The organism is Sphingopyxis panaciterrae (assembly GCF_011762125.1).
Classification (GTDB): Bacteria; Pseudomonadota; Alphaproteobacteria; order Sphingomonadales; family Sphingomonadaceae; genus Sphingopyxis; species Sphingopyxis panaciterrae.
In genome coordinates this window covers 139946-154422 of sequence record NZ_JAASQN010000005.1, presented here as the reverse complement: position 1 = coordinate 154422, position 14477 = coordinate 139946, and the positions used below count along the sequence as shown (strand labels likewise).

Below are 14477 nucleotides of genomic sequence, written 5' to 3'. Positions count from 1 at the left end.
ACCTTGCCGACCTCGCCCTCGATCGCGGCGCCGAGCGCCTGGACGCTCTCGACCCCTTTGGCACCATCTCCCTGGGTGATCGGATTAGCTGTCACGGAGTAGATCCTTCCTGATATCGTGCAGCGCCTGCGCGTCTGCGAGGAATTCATGCGTGCCCCGCGCCAGCGGCAGCCGCCGGGCGAGCGCGGAGAAACGGTCGCCGCCGGGCGGCAGATGCTTGTCGATCCACGCGTCGGTCGCCTCGGCGCCGAGCCCCGACGGTGCGTGCAGCCGCTGCGCGATCGCGGCGCGCTGGCTCTTCACATAAGCGTCGGCGCCGTCGAGCTCGCGCCGCGCCTGCTTGATCAGGTCGGCGCTGTTGGCGATCAGCGCCGCCTTCGAAATCGCGATCGCCCTTTGCGGTTTCAGCGCCGGGCCGAAACGCACCCACGCCTGCCACAGCGCCAGCAGTCCTGCCGCGATCAGGCACAGGGTGATGCCGATAAACGGCGGGACAAAGGCGAAGCGCAGCAGCGACCGGCCGCCGCCGAGCCCGTTCAGCGTGACGTCGAAGGCGAGGCTGTCGGCATTCGCATCCTCACCGATTGCGTCGATCAGCATCGCCGCGCCGCGCGCCTTGTCCTTCGATGCGAAGGCGAGATTGTTGATCAGGTCGGGGTCGGCAAGAATATAACGGTCATGCTCGCGCGACCGCGCCAGCACCGCGCCGCCGGCGGGCCCCGCGATCAGCGTGTCGAGCCCGTCGCCTTCGACCGTCTGGACGTTGCCGGGCAGCCAGGCGGAAAATGTCCGCCCGGCGATATTCGCGGGAACGGCTTGTGCCTTGGCGGCGCGCGCCTGAATTGTCACCTTGCCGAACGCGGCTTCGGGCAGCAGCCGCGTCGAGGGCGTATTGACGATGCCTGCGCCCACCCATCCGGGCTTCAAACCCTGTCCGGGGATGTGCATGGTTTCCCATTTCGGCAGGACGATCAGCACGCGGCCGTCGCTTGCGGCATTCAGCAATTCGGTGACTTCTTCGGGCCGGTTGCGGTGGGTCGGGGTCAGGATGAGCAAGGGCCCCCCATCGTCATATCCGCCGGTCTCGACGCTGCGCCGCAGCTCGACGTCGGCGCCCGCGCGCTCGAGCAGATCGACGATCCCGGCATAGCCCGGCGCGCCTTTCGACAGCGCGTGCCCGCCGCCGTTGTTGCCACTCGAAAGCTGGGGGGCGAGCGCGATCAGCGCCCACAGCGCGATAAAGGCGATCACGCCGATCGCCACCACCCCCGCCATCAGGCGCGGGTTGAAACCATGATCGCTTGCGGCCGCCTCTGTCATGCGCGCGCCCAGTTTCGCGGCACGGTCAATTCGGCATAGGCGCTGCGGCATTGTTCCCATGCGCCGGCATCGATCGACCGGCCGCCGAACAGGCTGATTTCGACCGCGCGCGCGATACGGCTGAATGCGTCGCGCGCGACCCCGGGCAGGTCGTGTGCGCCCGCCAGTTCGCGCGACGTCATCGCCGGCCGGACCAGCCCGGGACGCCGCCCTTCGATATCCTCGACGCTGCGATAGAGGAGCAGGTGGACCGCTTCGGAATAGCGCCCTTCGGCGGCGAGCGCGTCGGCTTCGGCCAGCAGCGCGCGCGCGGCGCCCGCCTCGGCCTGCCCAACCAGATCCTCTTCGGCGTCCGCCCGTTGGCGCCCGAACCGCAGCCGGTCGACCCAGTCGGCGAAGGCGGGAACGAAATGATAGAGGATGAAGAGGAGCAGCAGCGCCGCGCCGACCCACAGCAGGGGCTTTACCGCAGGTGCGCTCCACTGGAAAAAATCGCCGATCGCGCTGAACAGAGACCGCAGCCATTCGGGGGTTTCGGGCTGCGGCGGCGGCGGCGGAAAGCCGGTCTGGATTTCACCGCCCGCGATCGTCTGGCCATAGCCGGGATCGACGAGTTCGGGATCGATCAGCCATCCCTGACCGGGGGCTTCGGCGGCGGCCGACGCCTGGGCGATCCACAAGGATATCATATTGAAATTATGGCCCCGCCGCGGTCGATCATCGAACGGTTGGTAGCGCGAGGCGGCGCGGGAAGGCAAGAGATGCTTGCGCCCCGAACGGTGCCGATATAGCCCGCGATGATGGACGCGTGGTTGCGGGTGCAACGCTCCGTGTGTTGGGTGGAGAAGTGTTTGATTGCTAAGGCGCCATTAACTCGCTCGTCACCCCGGACCTGATCGCGGGTCCCGCTGGGCGACGGTGAAAAGCGGGACCCCGGATCAAGTCCGGGGTGACGATGAAAGCGAGATCACGCTTCGGACTTCAGACGACGTTATCAGCATCTTTTGTGGGAGAGTAACATTGGACGCGGCGCAGGCAGTGCATGAGAAATTCCTGGCCGCGCTGGCGGGCGGCGCCCTGCCCGGCCGGGCCGACGCGCCCGATCCGGCGGCGGCGGGCCTCTCGCGCGGCGACGCGACCGATATCTTCCTGTCGCAGCTGACCAGCCGCCAGATGGACCGGCTGTCGCGCCATCTGCAGGCGCGCGGCGAGGGTTTCTATACGATCGGATCGTCGGGGCATGAAGGCAATGCCGCGGTCGCCGCGGCGCTGCGCGTCACCGACATGGCGTTTCTCCATTATCGCTCGAACGCTTTCCAGCTCCACCGCGCGCGCCAGCTTCCCGGCGGCACGCCGACGTGGGACATGCTGCTGAGCTTTGCGGCGTCGAGCGACGACCCGATCTCGGGCGGGCGGCACAAGGTGATCGGGTCGAAACCGCTCAGCATTCCGCCGCAAACCTCGACGATCGCCTCGCATCTGCCGAAAGCGGTCGGCGCCGCCTTCTCGATCGGCATCGCGCGGCGGCAGGGCATGACCGGGCTGCCGCTGCCCGACGATGCGGTCGTGCTGACGAGCTTCGGCGATGCCTCGGCGAATCATTCGACCGCACAGGGCGCATTCAACACCGCGGGCTGGACGGCGTTCCAGGGCTCGCCGATGCCGCTCATTTTCCTCTGCGAGGATAATGGCATCGGCATTTCGACGCGCACCCCGACGGGCTGGGTCGAGGCGCAGTTCCGCCATCGCGCGGGGCTGCACTATATCCAGTGCGACGGCACCGACCTTGCCTCGGCCTATGCCGGCGCACGCGAAGCGGCCGATTATGCGCGCCGGACCCGCAAGCCCGTCTTCCTCCACATGGCGACGGTCCGCCTCTACGGCCACGCCGGTTCGGATGTGCAGGGCGCTTACCTCCCCAAGGCGCTGATCGAATCCGACGAGCGGCGCGATCCGCTGCTGAAGGGTGCGGCGCTGATGGTGGAGCAGGGCTGGATGTCGCCCGCCGAGGTCGCCGACGCCTATGAGGAGATCGGTTCGACGCTGGCGCGGCAGGCCGAGGCGGCGATCCAGCGCCCCAAGATCACCACCCCGGCGCATGTGATGGCCAGCCTCGTGCCGCCGAAGCACGAGGTGGCGCGGCCCAACACGCCGTCGGCCGAGGATCGCAAGGCGATGTTCGGCAGCGACGCGGGGCAGATGGACAAGCCGCAGCATATGGCGCGACTGCTCTCCTGGGCGCTCGCCGACCTGATGCTCGCTTACCCGGAAATCGCCGTCATGGGCGAGGATGTCGGGCCGAAGGGCGGCGTCTATAACGTCACCGCGAAGCTGCATCAGCGCTTCGGCTCGGCGCGCGTCGTCAACACCTTGCTCGACGAACAGGCGATCCTCGGCCTCGCGATCGGCATGGCGCACAACGGCTTTATTCCGATGCCCGAGATCCAGTTCCTCGCCTATGTCCATAATGCCGAGGACCAGATTCGCGGCGAAGCGGCGACATTGAGCTTCTTCTCCGACGGGCAATATACCAATCCGATGGTCATCCGCATCGCGGGGCTCGGTTATCAAAAGGGCTTCGGCGGCCATTTCCACAACGACAACAGCCTTGCCGTCTTCCGCGATATTCCGGGCGTTATCCTCGCGGTGCCGTCGAACGGCCGCGATGCGGTGCAGATGCTCCGCGAATGCGTGCGGCTGGCGCGCGAGGAACAGCGCGTCGTCGTCTTCGTCGAACCGATCGCGCTCTACATGACGCGCGACCTCCATGAAGAGGGCGACGGGCTGTGGACCAGCATCTATGAGGCGCCGGGCGAAGGCGCGCCGATCCGCCTCGGCGACGTCGGGGTACATGGGGCGGGCAGCGACCTGGCGATCGTCACCTATGGCAATGGCACCTATCTCTCGCGGCAAGCCGAAAAGCTGCTCGCGAAGGACGGCGTGAATGCGCGCGTGATCGATCTGCGCTGGCTCGGCCCGGTCGAGGCGGAGAAGCTCGTCGCTGCGGTGGGGGATGCGAAACGCATCCTGATCGTCGACGAATGCCGCATCACCGGATCGCAGAGCGAGGCGCTGATGGCGCTGTTCGTCGAGCGCACGCCCGGTAAGAAGCTCGCCCGCATCGCCGCCGACGACAGCTTCATTCCATTGGGGCGCGCCGCGACGTTGACCTTGCCGAGCCGTGATTCGATCGTAGAGGCGGCGAAGGAGCTTCTCGCATGAGCGCGCGCAAGACCGCGCTGGTCGTCGCGCCCGGCCGCGGCACCTACGGCAAGGGCGAGCTTGGCAGCATCGCGCGGCTGCACGGCGCGCGCTTCGGCGAGTTGATCGCGAATTTCGACGCCCAGCGCCGCGAGCGGGGCCAGCCGACCGTCACCGAACTCGACGGCGCCGACCGCTTCAGTGTCGCTACCCATATGCGCGGCGACGTTGCGGCGCCGCTGATCTACACCGCGACGATCCTCGACTTCCTGAGCATCGACCGCGAGGCATTCGATATTGCCGCCGTGGCGGGCAATTCGATGGGCTGGTACAGCGCGCTCGCGTGCGGCGGCGCGGTGTCGGTCGAGGACGGGTTCCGGATCAGCAATGCGATGGGGCTCAACAGCCAGACGCACGGTCCCGGCGGCCAGATCTTGCTCCAGATCGTCGGCGACGACTGGCGGCCGATGCCGGGCCTGCGCGAAAAATTACTCGGCCTCGCCGCCGATATCGGATCGCGCCCCGGCCATGCCCTCGCGCTGTCGATCGATCTGGCCGGCATGCTCGTCTTCGCCGGCAATGAGGAAGGCCTTGCCGCGCTGCTCGCCGAAGCGCCGCCGACTCCCGGGCGCGACCCCTTGCGTCTCGCGGGGCACGGCCCGTTCCACACGCCGCTGATGTTCGGCAGCGCGGACAAGGCGAAGGCCGAACTGCCCGCCGTGTTGTTCGGCCCCCCCGCGTTGCCGATGGTCGATGGCCGCGGCCATATCTGGCGCCGCTTCGCGAGCGATCCCGCCGACGTGTGGGATTACACCTTCGGTCACCAGATCCTCGCCCCCTATGATTTCGCGCTGTCGGTGCAGGTCGCGGTGAAGGAATTCGCCCCCGACGCCATCATCCTGCCCGGCCCGGGCGAGACGCTCGGCGGCGCGATCGCCCAGGCGTTGATCGGCATCGAATGGCAGGGACTTACCAGCAAGGCGGATTTCGCGGCGCGGCAGGCGGCCGATCCGGTGCTGCTGTCGATGGGCCGCGCCGACCAGCGCGCGCTGGTCGTCGCGGGCTAAAGCGCGATCATTTTTGACCAGGGCGCTGTCCCTTTGGCTTCGCCGGGATGACGATTTAAACAGAGCCAACCTCCCCAGCGAAGCAGGGTCGGCCCTCGCCGACCCTGCTCGTTTGCGCGCGCCAGGTGGGGTTGGCGGACGCGGGCGAACGGCTGCGCCGATGGGGACCAACACAAGGGCGGTACGCCGTTCGATATTCTTATAGCGGTGCGGCGGCGCATTCGGCCGCTGGCCCGTGAACTCTATGCCCCGAAATGGACGCTATTCTCCGCCGGGCCGGCCGATTCGGCGGTGAACTGCAGCCGTAGCAACTCGGCGACGCTGCCCGCCTGCACGCGCCGCATGATGTTGGCGCGGTGAACCTCGACGGTGCGCGGGCTAAGGTCCAGCCGGCGCGCGATCGCCTTGTTGCCGAGCCCGGCGGCGATCGCCCCGACGATGTCGCGCTCGCGCGGGGTCAGCGCGGCCAGCCGCGTCTCGGCTTCGCGGTGGCGGCTGAGCGCGTCCTGCCGCAGATGCCAGTCGCCCAGCGATCGCTCGATGGCGCGGCGAACGAGGCGCGGGTCGAGCGGCGCGGGGAGCAGGTCGCGCGCCCCGCCGCGCAAGACCGCGCGCGTTTCCTCGATCGCCAGATGATCGGCGGCGACGAAGATCGTCGTGCCCGCGCGTCCGGCGACGCGGTCGAGCAACGCCGCGCCGCTCGTCGCACCGGGCTGCCGCCAGTGAAACAACAGGATGCCGCTTTCCCGCTCGGCTTCGGCCTCCAGCCACGCGTCGGCGTTCGCAAAGCTGCGCACGATCCTGCCGCCGCCCACCGCCAGCGCACGAAAACAGGCCGCGCGCTCGGTCGGGTCCGGCAAGACGAGATGGATATGGCCCCCCAGGTCACTCACCCCGCCGTGCTGCCGCGCGGGGCGCGCCAAGCCCAGCGCGATCCGGTCGGATTTGACACCGGACCGGCTCGATCGACGACCTACGCCTCGCAGCCGAGGATCAGCTATACCGATGCGGCTATCAATGCCTTGGGTGTTCCGCGGGCAGTCCTGGGGCCGCTGCCGCCTTGATTGTCCTTGCGCCGCTTTACGTGTCGCCCGGCACGATTAGGCCAGACAAGGCGATGGTGACTCCACCTGAAGCAGCAGGGTTGCGTGCGCATCGGGCATAGCGGTTCGCGACGCGTCGCCAGTTCTTGATCCTGCCGAAGACGTTCTCGATCTTGTAGCGTTGGCGATAGAGCTCCTTGTCGTAATGTTGTCAGTGAATGTTAAGTGCAACCTAGGTTACGATCAGGCAGTTCTTGACCTCGCGTAGCACCTCATCGACCTGAATATATTTGATGCAGGCAACGTCCTTGGCGCATTCGGTGGGCTCATAGTGCAGATAGCAGCCGGCACACGGTACCTTCCGGCTCAGGACGACACCGCTGATCTCCTGCCCCCATTCCTCCCAGCCGATTCGAGCGGAATGAATCGATACCACCTGCGTGCCACGTAAGGCTGCAAAATGTTTCGGGCCGGAATCGTTGCCAACGAACACCTTGCAATAGGAAAGGAATGCATCGAAATGGTCGAACGGGATCTTGCCGGCGACCGCGACTACACGGTCTGAATGTTTTTCGGCGAAGGCGGATATCGCTTCGTCCGGTTTGTCCGACATGATGACGATCTTCAGGTCTGTCTCGGTCAACAGCTTTTCGGCGAGCTCGAGATAGCCGTGCCATCGGGTGAACTGGATCCGGGCGCCGGTATGCAGCACCGCGAATTCGTCATTGTTCCCGATGCCGCGGGCATTCAACACGTTCCGATCCAGATCCGTCCGGCGCAGCGGAGCCGCGCCGCTATCCAACAAGGCGCCGAACGCTTCGACGAGCGTGCGCGTGCGTGCTGAATGACGCATCAAGTCCGCGCCACTCTTGGCATCGTGCGTGGCGGCGCTGAGGCTCAGCGTCATCCAGTCTGTGTTTCCGCTGGCGAAACCGACCGTTACGGGTGCGCCGGAGAGGTGTAGCAGATTGTTTACCTCGCCGTGTATCGCCAGATTGATCGCGACGTCAAATTTGCGACCATGAAGCAGGCGTGCGAGCTCGATCTGCATTTCGGGGCCCGCCGCGCGCCGCCGCTGTTGCGGGTCGTCTGGTATGTCGAAGACAATGACGTCGTCGAACAGAGCTAAAGTCCGACCCAGGTCCGCATTGGCTGGGCCGAGCAGCGCTGTGATATGTGCGTTTGGTACGATCTCTCGCAGCCGGCGCAGAGCCGGAACCGACACAGCAAGATCGCCAAGCTGATCGATCCGCAACACCAGAATCCGCTCGGCTGCTATCGGAATGGAATTGGAGGACGCTTTATGAACCGACGTAGGCAGTGCGTTGATGCGCTGATCCAGCGTCAAATCCGGTGCGCTAGGCAGCGAGGGGATCGCCGCATCGCTGTTCCGGCATTGCTTTTCCGGAATCGGATCGGCGACGATGATGGTCGTGCTGATCCAAGTCACCCCTTCGATCACTTTGCCATCCAGCGGCTTGATCCGGATGACCAACTCGCGCTTGCCGCGCATCTGATTCGTGAAATCCAGCCAAGCGTTAAACGCGTATTTCTTGATATCACGGCTGCTTCGCTCGTTCCATAAGGCCGATACCTGCGGCGGACCCGCAAAGATCAGCTGCGAATCCAAATAGATCTCGACTTCCAGAATCGGGGCAGTTGAGATGAAAAAACCTCGGACAACGTCGATGCCGGAAACAGTTCTGCCATCTCCATATTTCGTTCTTCCATGTCGGCCGATCTTCGTGATGTTGGCCGAGGGCTCGTGTCTGACCGTCAGACTCTTGACGCTGCGCGGGACAAGGGTCGGCTCTATATAAACGAAATCATTCGCGAAAGAACGCTCATGTACCTCGTCCTCGGGCTCGCGCGGTTCGTAAGCAGGGTCCACCGATGATTTTGCTTCGTACTTGCGAATAAAATCGTGCAAAAGCCTTCTGTCCGACAAAGTTTCTTCGCGAAACTTCCCCAAATTAAAAATGCCTTTGAAGAAGCTTTTAACTCTCACCGTCAATTCCTGTTGTGCTGGATATCGCGAAGCGGATACGCGGCTCCGCTTACCTCCCCGTTGGGAGTTTTCAATATACTAATGTGATTTTCGATTAACGAGGCTGTCATGAGCCCCTTTTTCAGCCGGTATATTTCTTCGATCATGGTTGCTTAGAGGCCAAGCATGGATGCTGGCAACCCCCGTGGCGGTCGGCGTGGGTGCGAAGGCAGAAGAGAATGAGCCGTCAGGAATGTTTGACGCTTGGCGACTTTGATGAAATGGGGCTCCATGGGAAAAGCGTCGGTTCGGCGGCATGCTTGCCGTGTCTGCTGTTAATGCTTCGGGCGCCGGCGAGTTCATTATGGAAGAAATCGACCGGAATGGCCACCCCTGCCCAGCCGCATCGCGGACGCACGCCGTGCCGTGCCGAGCGGTAGAGACGTTTCACGGAAGTCAAAATACGAGAACGGCAAATGTTGCGTAAACTAAACCGAATTTTCTATATTCTTTTCGTCCCCAAAACTCTTCGTCACAAGCGGATGGAGCGGAGGCGGTTGGCCGAGATCGCCCGCAAGCCTTCGGTTCCGGTCGCAGGAAATGTCGCACTTCCAGCCCGAGTCTTGAGCGAGAATATAGTCATCCGCAGGATTCTCGTCGTCAAGCTGGACCATATCGGGGATTTTTTCGTCTCGGTGGAGGCGCTGTGTCGGTTGCGGGCGTCATGGCCGCAGGCCCATATCACACTGATATGCGATCCGACGAATTACGATCTCGCGCAAGCCCTTGGGATATTCGACGACGTCTTGAAATACCGGTTCTTCGACGAAGGATTCGAGAAGAAAAACGAGACCATATACGGTAGCGAATTCGATCCCCGTTGTGCAGGGGTCGCGGAACTTGGACTGAGTTCCTATGATGTCGCGATCGATTTAAGGCATGATTTCGACACCCGACCATGTTTGACATATGTGAGTGCCACATTCCGGGTGGGCTACGCCAAAGCGGGGGATCGTCCGCCAGATGCACCCATACTCGACTTGGCTCTGGCCGAAATTCCGCCTGACGGCCCGGAGCAGCTTCACGCGGCGACCCGCGTGAACATGCTGGTCGCGCTTATGGTCGACACGTTCGTGACGCGGCCGATGAGACAAATTTCCCGCTTGGTCGACAGCACATGGGCTGGCAGGCCGTTTGAAGGTCGCCGCTATATGGTGATCGCGCCATGCGCCCGATCGGTAAACCGGACATGGCCGCTGCAGAATTTCGTCGCGCTCGCCAAGCGCATCGTTGCGAGCTACGATTTCGCCATAGTGGCGGTCGGCTCGGCGACGGAGCGCGAGAGCGCTGCGCTTTTCTGTGAGACGTTCACTCCGGAAACGTGCGTGAATCTTGCCGGCACGTCTCTGCCCGATTTGCCCAATCTTGTCGCTGGTGCTTCTCTCTATATCGGTAATGATACGGGGGGCACCCATCTGGCGGCATTGTTGGGTGTGCCGACGCTTTGCGTTTACGGCGGAGTGAGCGATCCCCGCGTTTGGCAACCCGTGGGGTCTGACGTGGCGATCGTGCACTCTAGAACACCGTGTTCCTATTGCCACATCAACGTCAAGGAAGACTGCCCGCACAGCCAGCGTTGCATGTCCGAGATCGACGTTGATCGCGCCTTCAAGCAGGCATGCCGTCTGCTCGGCGGCGTGAACATACACGAAAACAAAAACCCTTTTCGTTAGCCGCCCCAAGCTTGATCTGCGTTTGCAGTTGCGCCATAGCGCGGCGTCTATCTTAAAGAGCATCTACAGAGATTTGCTCAATCCAGTTTGTTGAAAATCATGAAAAAGCAGTTATTTTGTCACGAGCTATGGCGATCGGTTGCCTTTGCGCTTCTTATCCAGCTTGGGGATTCGGCGGTGTTGTCGCCAGAGGCTGCTTACGCGCGGGCACCGGATGGGAAGTGACGGCCATCTATCGCGTCGAATGAAGGGGCCAACGAGCGTCTTCCTGGCCGGAATCTTCCTGATCGAAACAAGGACTTGCTTTACGCATCAAACGCACCTCGGCCACTTTCAGAAGTTTGTGATGTGATCCATTCGAAACAGCGTCCGGTTGCGACACCCCTTGCCGTCGCGGGGGTGGCGATAGCTGGCGGCATTGGCAGGATATTGGGAAACAAATGACGTTTTCAATCGGCACTGAGATTAGCGGAACCTTGGCGGCGTTGCTTGACGCGCTGACACCGGACTTCGTTTTGAGCATAGATCCGGTAGCACAACAACTCGCGGAAGTGCTGCGCAATGGCGGAAAGTTCCTGATAATGGGGAATGGCGGCTCGGCTGCGGACGCTCAGCATATCGCGGCAGAGTTGGTCGGACGTTACAAGGTAGAACGCCCGGGTCTCGCTGCCATCGCGCTTTCAACGGACAGTTCAATCCTCACCGCTTGGAGTAACGATTACTCTTATGAGACGGTGTTCAGTCGGCAGGTCGAAGCGCTCGCCCGACCGGGAGATATCGTCTGGGGAATTTCGACTTCCGGCAATTCGTCGAATGTGGTGCGTGCTTTCGAGGCCGCGCATGCGATCGGTGCGACCACCTTCGGCCTGCTTGGGCGCGACGGAGGCAAGCTGGCGGTATTGAGCGACTTATCCATCATCGTCCCGCTCGCTGAGACAGACCGGATCCAGACCGCTCATCTGTTGATATATCATTCGTTGTGCGCCTATCTGGATGAGGCATTCCGCCCCGCGGAGGCTTATGCCTAGCGCAAACCTACGCGACAGGATCGCGAGTCTCAATGTCTTAGTCGTCGGCGATGTGATGCTGGACGAGTATTGGTTCGGCGACGTTCGGCGGATTTCGCCGGAGGCGCCGGTGCCAATCGTGCATGTTTCGCGCTGTGAAGAGCGACCGGGCGGTGCGGCGAATGTCGCGCGCAATGTCGTTTCGCTTGGCGCCCGGGCAACGTTGCTGGCGGTGGTCGGTGCCGACGCGACCGCAGATCGCCTGCGCCGAGCTCTGGATGAGTCTGGGGTGCGCCACCACCTCAGTGTCGATTCCATCATACGCACCACGCTGAAGTTGCGCGTGATCGGTCAACACCAACAAATGTTGCGGGTGGATTTTGAGGAACCGCCGTCATCCGACGTACTGCTGGCAAAGCAGGCGGAATATACGGAACTCCTCGCCGGGACGGATGTCGTCGTTCTTTCCGACTATGGAAAAGGTGCGTTGGCACATGTCGCGGACCTAATTGCCTTGGCTCGAAAGCTCGGCAAGCCAGTTCTGGTCGACCCAAAAGGGCGTGATTATAGGCGGTATGCCGGGGCGACAACGGTCACGCCAAACCTGAGCGAGTTGGCCGATACCGTTGGCATCTGGTCCACGCCGGAAGAACTTGATACGAAGGCAGAGCAGTTAAGGGCGAAGTTAGGCCTTGAGGTACTTGTCGTGACGATGAGCGAACAGGGCATGAAATTATACGCCCCAGATGGCATCTTCCACCAGCAAACGCGGGCACAGGAAGTATTCGACGTATCGGGTGCGGGCGACACCGTAATCGCGGCGTTGGCCGTCATGCGCGGAACCGGAGTTGCTTGGGAAAGCGCGGTGACCTTTGCCAATGCGGCCGGGGGTGTCGCGGTAGGAAAGCTCGGGACATCTGTAGTGGAGTTCGATGAGGTAGAGCGATTCTTGCAACAGACGTCCGCGACGTGACGATCGCCGGCAAGATCGTTCCGCGAAATGAGCTCGCATCTCGGCTGGCATCGTTGCCCCGCGACCTGGTGTTCACCAATGGCGTATTCGATATCCTGCACCCTGGGCATGTTGAGTATCTCGAAGCTGCTCGGGAACTGGGCGGATCGCTGATCGTCGCCGTAAACAGTGACGTTTCGGCGCGCATGCTAGGCAAAGGCACGGATCGTCCGATCAACCCGCAAGCCGACCGCGCAACCATGCTGGCTGCGTTGGAGTCTGTCAGCTTGGTAACCTTCTTCGACGAACGCACGCCATTGGTGCTGCTGAGCGACGTCCGGCCAGACCTTTTTGTAAAGGGTGGGGACTATGACATGGAAATGCTGGATGAAACGCGTTTCCTGCGCTCTTATGGAGGTGATGCTCGCGCGATTCCCTTTCGTGACGGCTATTCGACGACGGCGCTGCTGGCGAAAATCCGTGCGAGCCAGCCATGAACCGTGCCGCCCTATTCCTCGATCGCGACGGCGTGCTGAACGTGGACCATGGCTATGTCTTTCAAGCCCGCGATTTCGATTTGATCGACGGCGTCCTGGATGCTTTGCGCGCGGCCGCGGACCGAGGCTACGAGCTGATCATCGTCACCAATCAGTCAGGCATCGGCCGCGGCTATTTTTCGCAGGCGGACTATGACTTGTTGGAAGTGCATATGCGGGGGCTATTCGCCGCCGAGGGCATCCCGCTTGCCGCCATTTATCACTGCCCGCATCATCCCAACGCCGGTTGCGCCTGCCGTAAGCCCCAGCCAGGAATGATTCTGCAGGCCGCGCACGAGCATGGAATCGATCTCGCTAGTTCGATATTGATAGGCGATAAGCCGTCGGATGCCGACGCTGGGCGGGCAGCGAAAGTGGGGCGAATCGAACTGGTTACAGCTCATAGGACGATCGTCGATATCGTAGCCGAACTGCAGCCAGCGCGCCAAGGCTTGTCAAAGAAGCAAGAAATCTGAACACGTATCAATTAATATTGCGATCCAACAGAGGATTTAGACATGAATCTCGAGTACTCGATTGACGCTGCCCATGTATTAAAATCCGTCTTGTCCCTTTTGCAACCTTATGACGCGTTAAATGCACGGAAGATCAGGGTAGGCCGCCCTTTTGATGGTGGATACGTTATGGCTGATGCATTCGAAGGCGTCGAGGCGGCCTATTCCTTCGGCATCAATGACGATGTGTCGTGGGATCTGGATATGGCGCTACGTGACGTAGACATTTTCCAATACGACCATACGATCGACAACCTTCCTATTGAGAATTCTCGCTTTCATTGGGAGCAGCTTGGTATCGCTGCGTTCTCATCGGACAATATGCGCAGCATTGGCGACTTGATTAAAGCCAACGGTCATCAAGATTCGAACAATCTTATTCTGAAATGTGACATTGAGTGTGCAGAGTGGGAGACCTTGCGACATACTCCAAAATCTATTCTATCGAAATTCTCGCAAATCGTACTTGAACTTCATGATATCCGCCGTCTTGGTAATCCGGAAGACGACGGGGCACGGCAGGCTATCGTCAACCTCACAAACTCCCATCGCGTAATCCACGTTCATGGAAATAACTATGGTGGCGTTGGCATAGTTGGCGGCATATGCCTACCAAATGTCATCGAATTGACTTTGCTACGCAAGGACATGGATCAATTCGTTGCGTCTCAATCGATATTCCCAACGCCATTGGATATGCCCTGCAATCGCAGCCACGCAGATTTATACCTTGGAAACTTCACCTTCAAATAGTTTTCTGAGAGTCTGATCCGAAATTAAGTCGGGTGGTATCAGCGGGTTGTCGTTGACGGTGCCCGAAGTCGCTGATTCTGCGGTTTTGCAACGAACTGAAGAAAATCAACGATGTGAATCGACACCACTCGGATGCAGTTGGAATCGATCGTCATCGCTCCCCAAGCTCCGCTGTAGCCGGTCAGCGGTTCTAGATCGTCGTCTAAGGTGCCTGCTCGGGCGGGCGGTCGCGCCAACGCGCACCATCCACAGCATGTGCACAATGCCCAAGATCACCCGCCGGTCATCTACTCGGCGCGCGCCGCAGCGTCCGCTCGGCAGAAAAGGGTCGATCTGCGCCCACTTCGCATCGCTCGACCATGT

Annotated in this window: 12 protein-coding genes and 1 pseudogene; 8 read left to right on the top strand and 5 right to left on the bottom strand. The window is 61.7% G+C overall.

The window, feature by feature from the left end; genetic code table 11:
• Positions 1 to 84: 84 nt before the first annotated feature.
• Entirely contained in the window at positions 85 to 1320 is a 1236-nt protein-coding gene (locus FHR22_RS17030) for a DUF4350 domain-containing protein (RefSeq protein WP_166944889.1), read from the bottom strand.
• On the bottom strand, positions 1317 to 2009 hold the full coding sequence (locus FHR22_RS17025; RefSeq protein WP_166944888.1) for a DUF4129 domain-containing protein: 693 nt from the start codon (positions 2007 to 2009) through the stop codon (positions 1317 to 1319). The genes FHR22_RS17030 and FHR22_RS17025 overlap by 4 nt, the downstream gene beginning before the upstream one ends.
• Before the next feature lie 349 nt (positions 2010 to 2358).
• On the opposite strand from FHR22_RS17025, the gene FHR22_RS17020 reads away from it, so the two are divergent.
• Together FHR22_RS17020 and FHR22_RS17015 are read left to right on the top strand one after the other, a co-directional pair.
• Positions 2359 to 4542 carry a dehydrogenase E1 component subunit alpha/beta gene (locus FHR22_RS17020; protein WP_341786687.1) on the top strand — a complete coding sequence of 728 codons (2184 nt, stop codon included), beginning with the start codon at positions 2359 to 2361 and terminating at the stop codon, positions 4540 to 4542.
• On the top strand, positions 4539 to 5588 hold the full coding sequence (locus FHR22_RS17015) for an ACP S-malonyltransferase (RefSeq protein ID WP_166944886.1): 1050 nt from the start codon (positions 4539 to 4541) through the stop codon (positions 5586 to 5588). The genes FHR22_RS17020 and FHR22_RS17015 overlap by 4 nt, the downstream gene beginning before the upstream one ends.
• Before the next feature lie 242 nt (positions 5589 to 5830).
• Here FHR22_RS17015 and FHR22_RS17010 read toward each other — a convergent pair whose 3' ends face one another.
• The 3 genes and pseudogenes from FHR22_RS17010 to FHR22_RS22705 all read right to left on the bottom strand — a co-directional run bounded on the left by FHR22_RS17010 (position 5831) and on the right by FHR22_RS22705 (position 8639).
• A complete protein-coding gene (locus FHR22_RS17010) occupies positions 5831 to 6481 on the bottom strand; it encodes a response regulator transcription factor (protein WP_341786685.1) in 651 nt (216 codons plus the stop codon).
• 187 nt (positions 6482 to 6668) lie between these two features.
• Positions 6669 to 6818: pseudogene (locus tag FHR22_RS17005) on the bottom strand (hypothetical protein); the annotation flags it as partial.
• A gap of 45 nt (positions 6819 to 6863) precedes the next feature.
• On the bottom strand, positions 6864 to 8639 hold the full coding sequence (locus tag FHR22_RS22705; RefSeq protein WP_166944885.1) for a glycosyltransferase family 9 protein: 1776 nt from the start codon (positions 8637 to 8639) through the stop codon (positions 6864 to 6866).
• 536 nt (positions 8640 to 9175) lie between these two features.
• On the opposite strand from FHR22_RS22705, the gene FHR22_RS16995 reads away from it, so the two are divergent.
• From FHR22_RS16995 to FHR22_RS16970, 6 genes are all read left to right on the top strand, one after another.
• A complete protein-coding gene (locus FHR22_RS16995) occupies positions 9176 to 10351 on the top strand; it encodes a glycosyltransferase family 9 protein (protein WP_166944884.1) in 1176 nt (391 codons plus the stop codon).
• 440 nt (positions 10352 to 10791) lie between these two features.
• Positions 10792 to 11379 (top strand): D-sedoheptulose-7-phosphate isomerase, encoded by a 588-nt coding sequence (locus FHR22_RS16990; RefSeq protein WP_166944883.1) that lies wholly within the window; start codon positions 10792 to 10794, stop codon positions 11377 to 11379.
• Positions 11372 to 12331 carry a D-glycero-beta-D-manno-heptose-7-phosphate kinase gene (gene rfaE1, locus FHR22_RS16985; protein ID WP_166944882.1) on the top strand — a complete coding sequence of 320 codons (960 nt, stop codon included), beginning with the start codon at positions 11372 to 11374 and terminating at the stop codon, positions 12329 to 12331. Before FHR22_RS16990 ends, rfaE1 begins: the two co-directional genes overlap by 8 nt.
• Entirely contained in the window at positions 12328 to 12807 is a 480-nt protein-coding gene (locus FHR22_RS16980) for an adenylyltransferase/cytidyltransferase family protein (RefSeq protein ID WP_166944881.1), read from the top strand. The genes rfaE1 and FHR22_RS16980 overlap by 4 nt, the downstream gene beginning before the upstream one ends.
• Positions 12804 to 13322, top strand: a complete 519-nt coding sequence (locus FHR22_RS16975) for a D-glycero-alpha-D-manno-heptose-1,7-bisphosphate 7-phosphatase (RefSeq protein WP_166944880.1) — start codon at positions 12804 to 12806, stop codon at positions 13320 to 13322. Before FHR22_RS16980 ends, FHR22_RS16975 begins: the two co-directional genes overlap by 4 nt.
• Positions 13323 to 13364: 42 nt before the next feature.
• Positions 13365 to 14114: a class I SAM-dependent methyltransferase gene (locus tag FHR22_RS16970; RefSeq protein ID WP_166944879.1), complete on the top strand. Its 750-nt coding sequence runs from the start codon at positions 13365 to 13367 to the stop codon at positions 14112 to 14114.
• The last annotated feature ends 363 nt before the right edge of the window (positions 14115 to 14477 follow it).

Bases quoted from the DNA above. Each gene is read 5' to 3' on its own strand.
- FHR22_RS17030 (WP_166944889.1), bottom strand. From the start codon at position 1,320: ATGACAGAGGCGGCCGCAAGCGATCATGGTTTCAACCCGCGCCTGATG.
- FHR22_RS17025 (WP_166944888.1), bottom strand. From the start codon at position 2,009: ATGATATCCTTGTGGATCGCCCAGGCGTCGGCCGCCGCCGAAGCCCCC.
- FHR22_RS17015 (WP_166944886.1), top strand. From the start codon at position 4,539: ATGAGCGCGCGCAAGACCGCGCTGGTCGTCGCGCCCGGCCGCGGCACC.
- FHR22_RS16990 (WP_166944883.1), top strand. From the start codon at position 10,792: ATGACGTTTTCAATCGGCACTGAGATTAGCGGAACCTTGGCGGCGTTG.
- rfaE1 (WP_166944882.1), top strand. From the start codon at position 11,372: ATGCCTAGCGCAAACCTACGCGACAGGATCGCGAGTCTCAATGTCTTA.
- FHR22_RS16975 (WP_166944880.1), top strand. From the start codon at position 12,804: ATGAACCGTGCCGCCCTATTCCTCGATCGCGACGGCGTGCTGAACGTG.
- FHR22_RS16970 (WP_166944879.1), top strand. From the start codon at position 13,365: ATGAATCTCGAGTACTCGATTGACGCTGCCCATGTATTAAAATCCGTC.